The organism is Streptomyces sp. NPDC088794, from assembly GCF_044750545.1.
Lineage (GTDB): Bacteria > Actinomycetota > Actinomycetes > Streptomycetales > Streptomycetaceae > Streptomyces.
Genome location: NZ_JBIVKB010000012.1, coordinates 114,911 through 129,380 on the forward strand (window position 1 = coordinate 114,911; position 14,470 = coordinate 129,380).

General features: G+C 70.5%; 13 protein-coding genes. 12 read left to right on the plus strand and 1 reads right to left on the minus strand.

Going from position 1 to position 14,470, the window contains the following annotated elements:
• Positions 1-178: 178 nt before the first annotated feature.
• Positions 179-646, plus strand: a complete 468-nt coding sequence (locus ACIP6U_RS30285) for a transcriptional regulator (RefSeq protein WP_401724227.1) — start codon at positions 179-181, stop codon at positions 644-646.
• Between the two features lie 5 nt (positions 647-651).
• Positions 652-1,248 (plus strand): hypothetical protein, encoded by a 597-nt coding sequence (locus ACIP6U_RS30290; protein ID WP_401724230.1) that lies wholly within the window; start codon positions 652-654, stop codon positions 1,246-1,248.
• A 357-nt stretch (positions 1,249-1,605) separates the two neighbouring features.
• On the opposite strand, the gene ACIP6U_RS30295 is transcribed toward ACIP6U_RS30290, so the two are convergent.
• Positions 1,606-2,613, minus strand: a complete 1,008-nt coding sequence (locus ACIP6U_RS30295) for a LuxR C-terminal-related transcriptional regulator (RefSeq protein WP_401724233.1) — start codon at positions 2,611-2,613, stop codon at positions 1,606-1,608.
• 889 nt (positions 2,614-3,502) lie between these two features.
• Here ACIP6U_RS30295 and ACIP6U_RS30300 point away from each other — a divergent pair.
• Genes ACIP6U_RS30300 through ACIP6U_RS30345 form a run of 10 tightly spaced genes read left to right on the plus strand, consistent with a single transcriptional unit; the run spans position 3,503 to position 14,452 of the window.
• The gene (locus tag ACIP6U_RS30300) at positions 3,503-4,528 is read left to right on the plus strand and encodes a glycosyltransferase family 2 protein (protein WP_401724236.1); all 1,026 of its coding nucleotides are present in this window, start codon (positions 3,503-3,505) and stop codon (positions 4,526-4,528) included.
• On the plus strand, positions 4,525-5,532 hold the full coding sequence (locus tag ACIP6U_RS30305; protein WP_401724239.1) for a lysylphosphatidylglycerol synthase domain-containing protein: 1,008 nt from the start codon (positions 4,525-4,527) through the stop codon (positions 5,530-5,532). Before ACIP6U_RS30300 ends, ACIP6U_RS30305 begins: the two co-directional genes overlap by 4 nt.
• Entirely contained in the window at positions 5,529-6,974 is a 1,446-nt protein-coding gene (locus ACIP6U_RS30310) for an aspartate aminotransferase family protein (protein WP_401724242.1), read from the plus strand. The genes ACIP6U_RS30305 and ACIP6U_RS30310 overlap by 4 nt, the downstream gene beginning before the upstream one ends.
• Positions 6,962-8,008, plus strand: coding sequence for an NAD-dependent epimerase/dehydratase family protein (locus ACIP6U_RS30315; RefSeq protein ID WP_401724245.1), 1,047 nt, complete (start codon positions 6,962-6,964; stop codon positions 8,006-8,008). The genes ACIP6U_RS30310 and ACIP6U_RS30315 overlap by 13 nt, the downstream gene beginning before the upstream one ends.
• Positions 8,009-8,028: 20 nt before the next feature.
• Positions 8,029-9,018 carry a UbiA prenyltransferase family protein gene (locus ACIP6U_RS30320; RefSeq protein WP_401724247.1) on the plus strand — a complete coding sequence of 330 codons (990 nt, stop codon included), beginning with the start codon at positions 8,029-8,031 and terminating at the stop codon, positions 9,016-9,018.
• A gap of 33 nt (positions 9,019-9,051) precedes the next feature.
• Positions 9,052-10,083, plus strand: a complete 1,032-nt coding sequence (locus tag ACIP6U_RS30325) for a glycosyltransferase family 2 protein (protein WP_401724250.1) — start codon at positions 9,052-9,054, stop codon at positions 10,081-10,083.
• Entirely contained in the window at positions 10,080-11,243 is a 1,164-nt protein-coding gene (locus ACIP6U_RS30330) for an endonuclease/exonuclease/phosphatase family protein (RefSeq protein ID WP_401724253.1), read from the plus strand. Before ACIP6U_RS30325 ends, ACIP6U_RS30330 begins: the two co-directional genes overlap by 4 nt.
• Positions 11,240-12,397, plus strand: coding sequence for a glycosyltransferase family 4 protein (locus ACIP6U_RS30335; RefSeq protein ID WP_401724256.1), 1,158 nt, complete (start codon positions 11,240-11,242; stop codon positions 12,395-12,397). The genes ACIP6U_RS30330 and ACIP6U_RS30335 overlap by 4 nt, the downstream gene beginning before the upstream one ends.
• A complete protein-coding gene (locus tag ACIP6U_RS30340; protein ID WP_401724259.1) occupies positions 12,394-13,485 on the plus strand; it encodes an endonuclease/exonuclease/phosphatase family protein in 1,092 nt (363 codons plus the stop codon). Before ACIP6U_RS30335 ends, ACIP6U_RS30340 begins: the two co-directional genes overlap by 4 nt.
• Positions 13,442-14,452: an aldo/keto reductase gene (locus ACIP6U_RS30345; RefSeq protein ID WP_401724262.1), complete on the plus strand. Its 1,011-nt coding sequence runs from the start codon at positions 13,442-13,444 to the stop codon at positions 14,450-14,452. The genes ACIP6U_RS30340 and ACIP6U_RS30345 overlap by 44 nt, the downstream gene beginning before the upstream one ends.
• Positions 14,453-14,470 lie beyond the last annotated feature (18 nt).

Genomic DNA, 14,470 nt, shown 5'->3' on the forward strand with positions numbered 1-14,470 from the left:
TCACACGCGCGCAAGTTGCATCACCGAAGTCGCCGGAACTTTTTTCTGGAGAGCTGGAGCGCTGCACGCTGGCCCTGACCTGCGATCGCGGAAATGTGACGCTTGACCTGCGAAGTCTCATGCGTGGGACATGAGTGCAAGTTGCATGCGTGCGCGCTACTCTCGCGGAATGCGGAGCATGGAAGATCCCCCCCACGGCAACACGCGTGAGGAGCGACAAGCCGTCGCGCAACGTGTTGGCGCCTACCTGACGAAGGCCGCGACCGCGGCCGGATTCGATGTGCGCCAGAGGGCCGGCGGCCGGGCACAGCTCGCCGACTTGCTCGGCGTGAGCCTCACGACGGTCAGCCGGACCCTGGACGGCAAGACCCTCCCGATGCCGTCGCAACTCACATCCTGGGCGTCAGTCCTTCGCCTGGACCACCAGCAACTGCTGCTGGAATCCGGACTGATTCCGTCCAAACCATCCCCAGAGTCACCAAACAGGGATGTAGCCTCGGCCGAACTCACCCCGGAGGCAGCGATGGACGCCTGGGAAATCACCGATCCAAAGATCCGCAAGATGCTCAAGGGAAACATCGGACAGGCCGTCGAACTCCAACGGGAGATCGATGCCTCCGACCCGGGGGCAACAGCAAGGGGGTAAGACCAGTGGCGTACAAACTGGCGGGAGCCGCGACGGTCGCATTCGCAGCCGGCGGCGCCCTGACGGGGGACGGAGTCTTCCGCCATACATGGGAGACGGCCGCTGCAGGAGTCGGTTTCCTCGCCGTCGGCGCCGCGGGCGTCCTGGCCGCAACGATGCGGTACATGCTCGCCCGGTCCGAGGAACGCACGCGCAGCGACTTGAACGAAGTGGCCAAACAGCGGCGCGACCTCGAGTTGGAAATGCAGCGGCGCGAACTGGACGTCAAACGTCGCGAGGGAGCCCTCGAGCGGTCCAGGGTCACGGGCGCCGTACGGATGGCGACCTACGCGTACTCGACGGACCACGCCATGAACCTCGTGAGCCAGCTGCGCCTGCGCGTCGAGGAGCTGGAGACGGAAGTCCAGGAGGTCAACGACGAACGCAACCGGCTTATCACGCACGAACTCCTGCTAGCGAGCGGCCAGTTCACGCAGCGGACCTACGGAGAACTCAGGGCTGTCGCGGGAGTCGACACGCAGACGCTGTACCCGGCGGGACACGGGAAGCACTCGGCCGAGGTGTCCGTCCTGTACGCCGATCACGGCAGTGAGCACAGATGAATCGATACCTCAACCTCCTTTGCGGTGAAGGACGTTGACGCTCGATTGACTCATCGCGAAGGCCGCTCTCCCGTGGGGGGTAGAGCGGCCTTCGCGCGCTGTGCGTGACAGAGAGCCGCCTTCACTGGGGTGAAGCGCGTCTCACGAAATCTCACAGCACTCCAGCCCTCAAGGTGGACAGAGTGCCGTGAATCTGGACAGGGTGGACGTGCTTGGACGCCCTTGGACGAGGAGTGGGCAACGCGCGCTTAAGCACCCAGCACGGAGATGAACGGGCCCCACCGGGTTCGCGGCTGAGGATCCGTCGGTCCGGCACCCATCGGGCGCCGGACCGGCGATCGGCGAGGGTGACGGAGGTCAGATCCAGCCCCGGCGGGCCGCCTCCGCACCGGCCTGGAAGCGGCTGCGGGCGTTCATCCTCGCGGCCAGGGCGGCGTTCATCCGGCGGACCGTGCGCAGCGAGATGCCCAGCAGGCGGGCGGCCGTCGCGTCGGTGTGCCCCTTGGCCTGCAGGGCCAGGAGTTCGTCCTCCTGCGGGGTCAGGCCGTTGGTGTCGCGTGGGGGTTCGGGGCCGACCGGTGTGGCCGATGCCCACAGGCTCTCGAACAGGGACCGGGCCACCGCGACCGCGCCCTCACTGCGCAGCTCCAGGGCGCCGGCCCGGCCGTCGTCGGGGTCGAGGGGGACGACGGCGACCTCGCTGTCGACGACGGCCATGGCGATGGGCAGGACGGGCAACGTACGGCTCTGGGCGCCCAGTTCACCCAGCATGTCGACGTGGCGCAGGGCGGTGGGCTCGTTGCGGAAACTGTCCTGGTAGATGCTGCGCACGCGGACCCCTCGTTCCAGGGCCTGGCGGCCGAGGCGCCGGCCGGTGGCGAGGATGTCCGGCGCCCGCGTGGCGGCCGGCAGCACGGACAGGCACTCGACGCGCGCCAACTCGGTGAGTTCGACGAGGCGTTCACGGACCGCCTCAGGGCCCTCCAAGCGTCTGATGACGTCGAACCGGCGGCCCTTCTTGTGGCCTTTCTCCTGGGTGTTGCCCACGGCGAGCGTGGAGACGATCTCGCGTGCCACCTCCAACTGCCGTTGTTCCTTGACCAGTTCGGCCTCCCGATGCGAGAGGAAGTACGGCAGACCGACCGCCGGATCGACGGCGTGGAAGGCCGGATCCGCCTGTTCGGAGTCCGTGTCGTCGTGGCAGTCGAGCAGGCAGAGCTCGGCCAATCGGTCCAGTGCGGCCCGTACTTGCTGTTCGTCCTGACCGAGGCGGGTGATGATCTCGTGCAGTCTCAGCCCCGGCTCCTCCAGAACCAGCCGGAAGACAAGTTCCGTCCGCGCATCAAGTCCCAGCACCTGTAACATTTCCGGCTCCCCCGCCATCGTCCACCGTTGCGTGCCGGGGCAGGGCCCCGGGCGATGCCAGGCGTGAGTGTATGGCGACACCCAGTTACAGGTCTAGACCAGAATAATCCGTGCCCTGAGGGCTGTTCCGGCCTGCCGGAGCAGAGATCAGCAGGTCGTCGCGGTGTTCGACGTATCGAACCACGCTTACGGCGACGCTGGCCACAAGGGGACTGTCCGCCCCCTGCCACCGCGCCACCGACCTCGGTGGGAACGGCCTGTCGGCGGTGATCGCGCGTGGCAGTCCGCTGCCTCGCACCTTGCGGCCACCGGGAACCGTAGCGGCGCGGCAGTCCGTACCCGCAGGCTCGTGGACAGCCGGGGGCCCGCACGTCCCTTGCCCTCGCCGTCCGTTCCCCCGCCTCTCGTACGAGGAGATCCCCATGCGCAGGTTCTGTCGCCCGGCCTTCCGTCCTTCCCGGACGGGCGCGTCGGCCGTGACTGCGTCGGCCGCGCCGGGCGGCTGCCCGGACGGGCTCTCACGGGCGTGACCCGGATACAGGGAAACCGAATCCGTGCGCCTCGTGACCGCGCTGCTCGTTCCGCTCGTCCCACCGCAGCCGGATGCCTGGCCTCCCGAGGAAGTCGTCCTGTGGCTGGGATCGGCGTGCCACGACAGTCGCCTGCCGGCTCCGCGCCCCGCGCATCTGTACGCCGTGGTGTGCCGGCGGCGCGCGGTGCACGCCGCGCTCTTCATCGAGAGCCTCGATCCCCTGCACGCCGAGCTGGCGGCTCTCGACTTCCTCCTCGCCTCTCTCACCACCGGGCCCGGACCGCGGGGCTGGTGTCTCTCGGCCCTCGGGCTGCCGGATCTGCGCTCACTGCCCCGACGGAAAGGACCTGACCCGCCATGTCACGGGTACGCCCCACCGTGTCGGTGATCATCCCCAACTACAACTACGAGAAGACGCTCCGGGCCTGTCTGGAGTCCGTGTACGCGCAGACCCTCGCGCCTCTGGACGTCGTGGTCGTCGACGACGCCAGCACCGACGGCTCCCGCGAGGTGGTCCGCGCGTTCCCCTGTGTCCTGGTGGCCCGCCCGGACAACGGCGGGGTGTCGGCGGCGCGGAACCTGGGCGCCTCGACCGCGCGGGGCGAGATCCTCTTCTTCCTCGACTCCGACATCGCCCTGGAGCCCGACGCCATCGAGAACGCCGTCGATCTGCTCCTGAGCGAACCGGAGACGGGGTGCGTGCACGGGATCGTGGCTCCCGAGCCCCTCTTCGACGACGGTCCCGTGGAGGTGTACCACTGCCTGCACGCGCACTTCTGGCGCCGCCGCAGCGCGGGTCTCGTCGGGACCGCCTTCTTCGCCATGGCCGCGATCGAGCGTCGGGTCTTCGAGGAGGTCGGCCCCTTCGACGAGAACCTCCGGGACTCGGAGGACGTCGAGTACAGCGACCGGCTGGCCGTCACCCACCGCATCCGCCTCACGCAGACGGTGGCGGGCCGGCATGACGACGTGGACCGGTTCCTGCCGATGCTCGCCGAGCAGTACCGGCGTTCCCAACTCCTCATCCCCGTGGCCGCGGTGGAACGCCGGCGCGGCGGCGGCCTGCGCGCGAACCCCACCCGCGGTGTGCTGGCGGCGGCGCTCGTCCCCGCCACCCTGCCACTGGCGCTCGTCAGCCTGTGGCTGCTTGCGGCGCCGCTGGCCTGCGCGCTGGCCTTCGCCATGGCGGATCCGGGGCTGTCGCGCTTCGTGGCCCGCCGCAAGGGAGTCGCGTTCCTGGTGTGGTTCACCGGCGTCCACTTCGCCGTGCATCTCGCCCTGGTGCTCGGCGCGTTGCACGGCGGTGTGCGCTGGGTCCTGGACCCCGGTTTCGGTCCGTCCGTACGGGGCCGGGACCGCACCTCGGCGGTGATCCCGTCGTGACCGGCACCGAGCGCGATGAGCCCGCTGCCGCGGTGACGGACGCCGGTGAGCGGCCGTCCCTGCGCTCCCGTGTGCTGCGTGTCGTCGTCGCCGTGGCGTTGGTCGCGGCCACCGTCTTCGCCGTCGGGGGCTCCGTGCGCGGCGCCGGTACCGAGGTGTCGCAGGCGGCGGAACGGCCGGGCGGTGTACTGCTGTTGGGCGCCGCGCTGGTGGCGAACGCCGTCGGTCTGGGCCTGTCGATGCTGTCGTGGCGGGTGCTGCTCTCGGACGGGGGCCGACGGATCCGGGCGGCCGACGCGGCCCGGATCTTCTTCATCGGGGTCATCAGCAAGTTCGTACCGGGCCGGGTCTGGGGTGTCCTCGCGCATGTCCAGCTCGGCAAGGCCGTCGGGATCGCCCCCGAGCAGATGATCGCCGCCTTCGGGCTCGGTCTCGTCATCGGAACGAGTACGGGCGCCGCCTTCGGTCTGCTGGTCGCGCCGGCCGTGCTGGGTGCCCAGGCCTGGGTGCTGGCTCCGTTGATCCTGCTCGCGGCGGCCGCCGTCGCGTGGCCCGGCTGGGTCAACGCACTGGTAGCCCTGACCATGCGGCTCGCCCGACGGCCCGCGTCGGCCGTACAGGGCTCACCCCGGACCGTGCGCGTCTCGATCGGCTGGGCCTGTGTGTCCTGGGTGGTGTCCGGGCTCCATCTGTGGGCCATCGCCGTGCTGTTCGGGGCGCCGCTGCTGTCCTCCCTGCCCGTGTGCGTCGGCGGGTTCGCCCTCGCCACCGTCGCCGGGAGTCTGGCCTTCGTCCTGCCCGACGGCTGGGGGGCACGCGAGCTGGTCCTGCTCGCGCTGCTCAGCCCGGTCCTGCCGCTGTCGGCCGCCACCGCGGCGGCGATCACCAGCCGAGTGGTCTGCGTGCTGAGCGAGGTGGCCGCCACGGGCGGCGCGCTGCTCTGGGCACGCGCCGTCGGCCCCGCGCGATCCCCCCGAACCACGCTTCAGGAAGGAACCGCATGACTTCCGACGGACGCCTGCTCACCGTCGACGACTGCGAACAGATGCCGGTGCGCCAGGTCCACGACCTGTATCGCGCGCACATCAACAAGAGCCAGGTGGCGCTGATGACCTCCTTCGGCTTCGGCCGGGAACTGGTCGACCGTGCCGAGGGCTCGTGGATCCACACCCGTGACGGGCGCCGCATCCTGGACTTCACCGGCGGAGTGGGCGTGCTCAGCCACGGCCACAACCATCCCCGCATCCTCGCCGCGCGCCGGCGCTTCCAGGAACAGCGCAGGATGGAGGTCCACAAGACCTACTTCTCGCCGTACGTGGCCGCTCTCGGCCACAATCTCGCCCAACTCCTGCCCGGCGACCTGAACATGTCGTTCCTGCCGAACTCGGGCGCCGAGGCGGTCGAGGGCGCCGTGAAGCTGGCGTACAAGTACCACCGGGGCCGCCGACAGCGGATCCTGCACGCCGACATCAGCTTCCACGGCAAGCTGCTCGGCTCCGGCAGCCTGACCGGCAGCGCGCAGAACAGCTTCGCCTTCCCCGGCATCCCGGGCGTCGCCTCGTTCCGCTACGGCGACCTGGACTCCGTACGCGCGGCCGTCGACGCGACGCGTGACGCCAAGGGCCGCTGCGACACGTACGCCATCCTCATCGAGCCCTTCTCCGCCTCGACCATGACGGAGTGCTCCGAGGAATTCCTGCGCGGGCTGCGGGAGTTGTGCACCGCCGAGGACATCGTGCTGATCTTCGACGAGATCTACACCGGCTGGGGCAAGACCGGCACGCTCTTCCACTTCATGCGCTACCCGGGTCTGGTGCCGGACGTGGTGACCACGTCCAAGTCCTTCGGGGGCGGCAAGTCGTCGATCTCCGCGTTCGTGGCGCGCGAGCCCGTCTTCCGGGCCGCGTACGACAGCCTCGGCGACGCCATGCTCCAGTCGACCAGCACCACGTACTACGGATTCGGCGAGGAGACCGCGACCGCCATCGAGGCCGTCAACATCGCCGTCGAGGACGACTATCCGGGCCGGGCCCGTGCCATCGGGCGTGTCCTCGCGCCGGGACTCGCGCGCCTGCGCAAGCAGTACCCCGACGTGATCGCCGACGTCCGCGGGGCCGGCGCGCTGTACGGGATCTTCCTCGACGGCGGCCCCAGACTCCTGGATCTCGCCGCGAAGCTCGCGCCCGGCGGGCTGGCGCGCGATCCGCTGCTGCGTACCAAGGTCATCACCTGCGCGGTGGTCAACGCGATGTACCACGACCACGACGTGTACATGTACTACACGCTCAACGGGCGCAGCCCGCTGGTCGCCGCGCCCTCGCTCGTCGCGGGTGCCGAGGAGGTCGAGATCTTCCTCGACGCCCTGGACAAGACGCTGGCCAAGGGCATGAACCGGCTGCTCGGCGCCTTCTTCAAGGACAAGGCGGTGTCCCGATGGGCGGCCTGACCATCGCGGTGACCGGCGCGGCCGGCATGCTCGGCTCGCACCTCGTCGCCCGGCTCGCCGCCGACGGCCACGACGTCGTGGGCATCGACGTGATCGACGAGGCGCGGTCCCCGCAGAGGGCGCGGCACGTCGTCGCCGACATCCGCGACGCCGCCGCCCTCGACCGGGCCTTCGACGGCGTCGACGCACTCGTGCACTGTGCGGCGGCGCTGCCCAGCTATCCCGCCGACCAGATCCGTTCGGTGACGGTCGACGGCACCCGCAGTGTCCTGTCCGCCGCGCACCGGGCCCGTGTCGGCCGGGTCGTGCACATCTCCTCGACGGCCGTCTACGGCCTGCCCAGGCAGGTACCGACCCCCGAGGAGCATCCGCGGGAACCGGTGGACCCGTACAGCAGGGCCAAGGCCGAGGCGGAGGAGGTCTGCGAGGAGTTCCGGGCCCGGGGCATGTGTCTGTCGGTGCTGCGGCCCAAGACGTTCCTGGGTCCCGGACGGATGGGGCTGTTCTCGATGCTCTTCGAGTGGGCCGAGGAGGGCCGCAACTTCCCCGTCCTGGGGCAGGGCGACGTACGCATCCAGATGTTCGGCATGGACGATCTCGTCGACGCCGTGGTGCTGGCGCTGCACGCCGATCCGGAGACCGCCAACGACGTGTACAACCTGGGTGCGGCCGAATTCGGCACGCTGCGCGAGGACTTCCAGACCGTGCTCGACGCGGCGGGTCACGGCAAACGGCTCGTCCCCCTGCCCGCCGCCCCCGCCCTGAGCGTGCTGCGGCTGCTGGAACGCGGCCGTCTGTCACCGGTCTACGGGCGGCTGCTCTTCAAGCTGCTGGACGACTCCTACGTGGACATCAGCCGCGCCCGGGAACGCCTCGGCTTCAAGCCGGAGCAGTCCAACCAGGACGCCATCCTGCGCACGTACGACTGGTGGCGCACCCAGCGGCGGGCCGGCGGGCACACCACCGGCAAGGGCCGGACGAGCCGGGAGCCGTGGCGCCAAGGAGCACTGAGCCTCGCCAAGGTGTTCTTCTGAGACCCTCTGGAGCCCATGCCGTGGACACCACGAAGTCCTCACCCGCGCCCGCGCGCGTGGTGGCGGTCCCACCCCAACCGCCCGATCCGCCGGACGCTCCTGTTCTCACCGAGCCGCCCGTCCGGCACCGCCCCTACCTGCTCGACCTGCTGGCACTGCTGCGCCCGCACCAGTGGGTGAAGAACTTCGCCGTGGTGCCGCTGGCCCTGCTCGACGCGCGGCCCTGGTCGGGTGCCGCACTGCTGCGCACAGGCTGGGCCGTGGTCGGTTTCACGCTGGCCTCGGCGCTCGTCTACGTCGTCAACGACCTGGCCGACCGGGAGCGGGACCGGCTGCACCCCGTCAAGCGCCGCCGTCCGATCGCCTCCGGCCGGGTCTCCGTCGCGGCCGCGGCCGCACTGGCCGGGGGGCTGGCGCTGTCCCTGGGCGGCTGGGCGCTCGTCGGGCCCGCGTGGCGGTGGTGGCCCGTCGCCGTGTATCTGTTGATCAGCTTCGCCTATGCCCGCGGGCTCAAGCATGTGCCGCTGGTGGACGCGTTCATCGTCGCCTCCGGTTTCGTGCTGCGGCTCGCGCAGGGTGCGCTGGCCCTGGGCAGCGGGGTCTCCGCGTGGCTCGCGCTGTGCGTCTTCTGCCTCTGTCTGATGCTGTCGCTCGGCAAGCGCCGGCACGAGTTGGGCGCGGCGGGCCCGGCCCACCGGCCCGCCCTGCGCGGATACACGCGCGCGTTCCTCGACCACCTGGTCGTGCTGGTGGCCGTCCTGACAGCGATGTCGTACGTCTGCTACCTGCGGGACGACGCCGTCTTCGCGTCCAAGGCGCCTCTGGTGGTCCTGCTGTCGGCCCCCTGCGCCGTGTTCGGGCTCGCCCGCTATCTACAGGTGCTGCTCGTCGAGGACGGCGGGGCCGAACCGGTCCGCGTTCTGCTGCGCGACCGGGCGACGCTCGTCAACGCGCTGGTGTGGGGCGCGCTCGTCTCCGTCGCCCTGCTGCTGTCCCACCGCCCGTTCTGATTCCTCCGACCTCTCGAAGGTGCGGCTCTGCCCATGACACAGAAGAAGCCCCTTGTCTCCGTCGTCATCCCCAACTACAACTACGGCCGGGCACTCGAACTCTGCCTGCGCGCGGCCCTGGCCCAGACGTACGAGCCCCTGGAGATCCTGCTGGTCGACGACTGCAGCACCGACGACTCCGTGGCCGTCGCCGAGGCGTGCGGGGTGCGGGTGATCAGCACCGGCGTCAACAGCGGGGTGGCCACCACCCGCAACACCGGGGCCGCCCACGCCCGGGGCGAGATCATCGTGTTCTGCGACTCCGACGTCGCCATGGAACCGGACGCCGTCGCCAACGCCGTCGCCCTGCTCGACTCGAATCCGCGCATCGGCGCCGTGTGCGGCACCTACGACGCCGAACCCCTCATCCGGGACAGTCTGATCGAGGAGTACCGGTGCCTCCATCAGTACTACTGGCTGGCCGAGACGGAGGGCCGCATCGGCACCGTGCACACCGCGATCCTCGCGATGCCTGCCCAGGTCTTCGCCGAGATCGGCCCGTTCAATCCCCGGCTGCGGCACACCGAGGACGGTGACTACGCCGCCCGGCTCTGCCCGCACTACGAGGTCCACAGCTCCACCACCGTGCGCGGCCGGCACGACCACGACGACACCTGGCGGGTGGTGCTGCGCAAGGTGTTCCACCGCACCCGGCTGCACATCCCGCTCTATCTGCGCCGCGGCGACCTGCCGGGCGGCATCGCCACCGGGCCGCGCGCGAGCGCCAGCGTGGCCGCGCTGTCGGCGATCCTCACTCTGCCGCTGGCAGTCCTCTCCCCGCTGTGGCTGCTGCTGTCCGCGGCCCTGCTGGGCTTCTCGGTCCTCGCGGACACGGCCCTGTACCGCTTCGTCCTGCGCCGCAGGGGACCGTTGTTCACGGGGTACTTCGTGTTCGCGCACTTCGTCGTCAACGCGGTCATCGCGGCCGGGGCGGGGGTGGGTGTAGCGCAGTGCCTGGCATCGCAGCGCTTCCGCCGCCTGTACGAGCCCGCCGGGCGCGGCGACGCGGTGCAGGCCACGGCATGACTCAAGCACCTCCGCCGGAGACTCTGTCGGGCGGCCCCGCCGAGAGTCCACCAAACTCGGCGCCCAACACCCCGGTCCGAAAACGGAGTTGGCCGGGCACGGCCCTGCTCGTCATCGCCGTGCTCTGGGCCCTGTTCGTCGCCGGCCGTGCCGTGTTCAGCGGGCGGTGGTGGCTGTGGAACGGTGTCGGGCTCGCCCCGCCGCTCGCCTGCCTGTTGGTCCCCGTCGTCCTGCTCGTCCCGGCCGCCCTGGCCCGGCGGCGTCTGCTCACCGTGGGCGTGGTCCTCACCTCGCTGCTGCTGGGCTCCTGGCAGGCGGGCCTGCATCCCGGCGCCCTGTTCCGCGGCCAGGGGTCGGTCCCGCCCGGCGCGGTGAAGGTGGTCAGTTGGAACACCTTCTTCTGGGACCAGGACAACGACACGGACGCCTTCTACGCGTATCTCAAGTCCCGTGACGCGGACGTCTATCTGCTTCAGGAGTACGAGAACGCCCGTGCCGGCCGGCCCACCCCCATCGACGAACTCGCCCGTATCAAGACCGAGTTCCCGGGATACCACGTGGCGACGCGGGGCGAGTTCCTCACCCTCTCGCGCTATCCCATCGTCGGGACGAAAGCCCTGCGCCCCACCGATCTCGCCGCGCCCGACACGGACTGGGCGGACTACTGGAACATCCGCGTCCTGCGCACGGACGTCAGGGTCGACGGACGCGTCCTCTCCCTCTACAACACGCACCTGCCCGACCTGCTGAACGTCGACCGCAACCCGCTCACGCCCTCCTACTACCGGTCCGTGCACCAGTTGTCCGACCGTCGCGACGCCCATTTCCGGGCGCTGCGCGCGGACTTGAGCGCCAACCGGAACCCGGTGGTGCTCGCCGGCGACCTCAACGTGCTGCCCGGCACCGGGGACCTGCGCTGGTTCGACGGGCTGCGCGACGCGGCTGAGAAGGGCGACTCCGTGTATCCGGCGACCTTTCCGGTGCGCGGCCCCGCCCTGTGGCGGCTCGACTGGGCATTCGTGTCACCCTCCTTGCGCCTGCACCGCCAGGCCCTGCTCGACCCGCCCGCGGATCTGTCCACGCATCGGCTGATCGATCTGCGCCTCTCCCTGCCCGCCTCCGGGGACCCTGCCCCGACCACCGACAAGGACGGTTCATGACCAGGCGCACCGCACGGTCGCCGCGCTTCGACGTGACGATCGTCCTCACCTACTACCTGCCCTACACGAGCGGCCTGACCGAGGTGGCCCGCACGGTCGCGGAAGGGCTGGCCGCACGCGGCCGACGGGTGGCGGTGGTCGCCACCCGGCACGACCGCGGCCACCCGGCGCGGGAAACGCTCAACGGCGTCGAGGTGTTCCGGACACCGGTGGTGGCCCGGATCGGACGCGGCACCGTCAGTCCGGGCTTCGCGCCGCTGGCCGGGCGCATCGCCCGCGACTCGGAGGCGGTCCAGATCCATCTGCCGATGCTGGAGGCCGGCCTCGTCGCACGACTGGCCGGCTCGACACCCGTGGTGTGCACGCACCACGACGACGTGTGGTTGCCGAAGGGTGGACTGGCCGCCCTTCAAGTGCCGGTGGTGGACGCGTCGGTCGCCGCCGCCCTGCGCCGGTCGTCCGCCGTCGTCGTCAACAACCTTGATCACGCGGAGCATTCACGCCATTTCTCTCTCATGCGGGAACGCCGGTTGCTGGCCATCGCACCGCCCTGCCGGGAGCGCGAACCCGCTTCTGCCACCTTTCGAGAGAGCGACGGCCCGCACATCGGCTTCCTCGGCCGGATCGCGCCGGAGAAGGGTCTGCATCATCTGGTCGACGCATTCCGGCGGTTGACCGATCCCGAGGCACGTCTGATGATCGCGGGGGACTATTCCAAGGTGGCGGGGGGCAGCGTGGTCGGCGCACTGCGCGAACGGGCCGGGGACGACTCCAGGATCCGGTTCACCGGGTTCCTGGAGGACGCCCAAGTGGCCGAGTTCTACTCGTCGTTGGACGCCTTCGCGCTGCCGTCCGTGGCGGAGGAGTCCTTCGGCATCTCCCAGGCGGAGGCCATGATGATGGGCGTGCCGTCCGTCGCCAGCGACGCGCCCGGCATGCGGGTGCCTGTCTCCGACACGGGGTTCGGCCGGCTCTTCCCGACCGGTGACGCCGTCGCCCTGGCGGACGCGTTGAGGGAGGTCGTCGCGTACTCGCCGGAACGCCGCGCCGAGGGGATGCGCGCGGCGCGGGCCCGTTACGGCACCCAGAGTTGCGTCGACGCCTACGACGGGCTGTTCCAGGAGTTGCACGGCGCACGAGAGGTCCCGGTGTGATCGAAGAGTTCGTGCGGTGGGCGGCGGTGGCCTGGGCGGTGTTCCTCGGCGCGCACCTGGTGCTCAACGGGCGTTGGTGGGCCTGGCTGTTGCCGTCGCTGCTGCCGCCTCCGCTGCTCGTCGTGGTGCCGTGCGTTCTGGCCGGCGCGGCCTGGGCGACCGGCGATCCGGTCGCGGCCGTGCTGTCGGGCGCCGCCCTTGTGCTGGGCGCGCGTCAGAGCGGCCTGCATCCGAGCGCACCGTTGCGAAAGCCGCACGGGACGCCCGGCGACACCGCGGTGAGGCTCGTCTCGTGGAACACCCAGCACTGGTGTCAGACCAAGGAGGCGGACCCGTTCTACGCCTTCCTGCGCGAACTCGACGCGGACGTCTACCTGTTGCAGGAGTACCACAACGACGTGTTCGACGGCACGTATCGCCTCATCGACGACGAGGCGCGACTGCGCGCCGAGTTCCCCGGGCACGAGGTGGTCATCGCCCGTGGCCTGGTCACCCTGTCCCGGCTGCCGGTGGCGGCGACCGTGGAGACGGCGGCACGGCGTGTACTGCGCGTGGACCTGCGGCTGCCCGGCGGCCCGGATCGCGTGCTGTCCACCTTCAACGTCCACATCCCCGTGCAACTGCGTCTCATCAGCCCGCTCCGTGCGGAGTTCTACCGCAACGTCCGGGAGCGGGCGGGAGACCGGGAGCGCGAGTACGCGGGGCTGCGGCGCGATGTCGCCGACTGCCCCAACCCCGCTGTGATCGCAGGGGACTTCAACACCACACCCGCCGTGGGCGACGTACGACACATCGCCGCGCTGGGAGTCGACGCCGTCCCGTTGACGGGAAGGTTCTACCCCGTCTCGTGGCAGGCCCGTGCGGGCATGCGCTGGTGGCGCCTGGACTGGGTGCTCAGCACAGCCGGAGCACGGGTGCACGGTTACCGCTTCCGCGATCCGCGCGGGCTGTCCGACCACTGCGTGCAGGAGGTGTCCGTCTCGCTCGCCGACCCGGATGCCCCCGCACCCTCCCCCACCCGACACGACCGAGAGGCACCGCACGATGCGCTACCGCTATCTGGGAAGCACCGGCCTGAGGGTCAGTGAGCTCTGCCTCGGAGCCATGACCTTCGGCCGCGAGACCGACGAGACCACCAGCCACGCCATGCTCGACCGTTTCATCGAGGTGGGCGGGAACTTCGTCGACACCGCGGACATCTACTCCGCGGGCGTCTCGGAGGAGATCACCGGGCGCTGGCTGAAGCGGCGGCGGCGCGAGGACGTCGTGGTCGCCTCGAAGGTCCGGTACGCCATGGGCGACGGCCCCAACGACCGTGGTCTGGGCCGCGCCCACGTGATCGCCGGGGTGGAGGCGACCCTCCGCCGGCTCGGCACCGACTACCTCGACGTCTATCAGGTGCACGCCTGGGACCCGGGCACCCCGCTGCGGGAGACGCTGGCCACGCTCGACACGTTGGTCACCTCGGGGAAGGTCCGCTACCTGGGCGCGAGCAATTTCTCCGGCTGGCAGCTCCAGAAGGCCGTCGACCTCAGCCACGCGAACGGCTGGGAGCCCTTCACCTGTCTCCAGCCGCTCTACAACCTCCTCGACCGCGAGGCCGAGTGGGAGCTGATGGAGGTCAGCCGCAACGAGGGGCTCGGCGTGATCCCGTGGAGCCCGCTGCGCGGCGGCTGGCTCAGCGGAGCGATCCGGCGCGGTATGACGGGGCCGGTGTCCGGTACCCGGGTGGAGACCGCCGGGCAGCTCGGGTGGGGTGAGCGGTGGGACGTCTACAACCAGGAGGAGCGCACCTGGCGGGTGCTGGACGCGCTGCACGAGGTGGCCGAGCGAAGCGGTCTCGCGCCCGCCCAGGTGGCCCTCGCCTGGCTGCTGGAGCAGCCGGGAGTGACCGCGCCCATCGTGGGTGCGCGCACGATGGAGCAGTTGGAGACCAACCTGGGCGCGGCAGGCCTCGACCTGGACCCGTCCGACGTCGAACTGCTCACCCGCGCCAGTGACCAGCGCCTGCCCTATCCCTACAACGTGATCGAGAGGGACCCGGAGCGCCGCTGACCGCGGTGGCCCGGACGA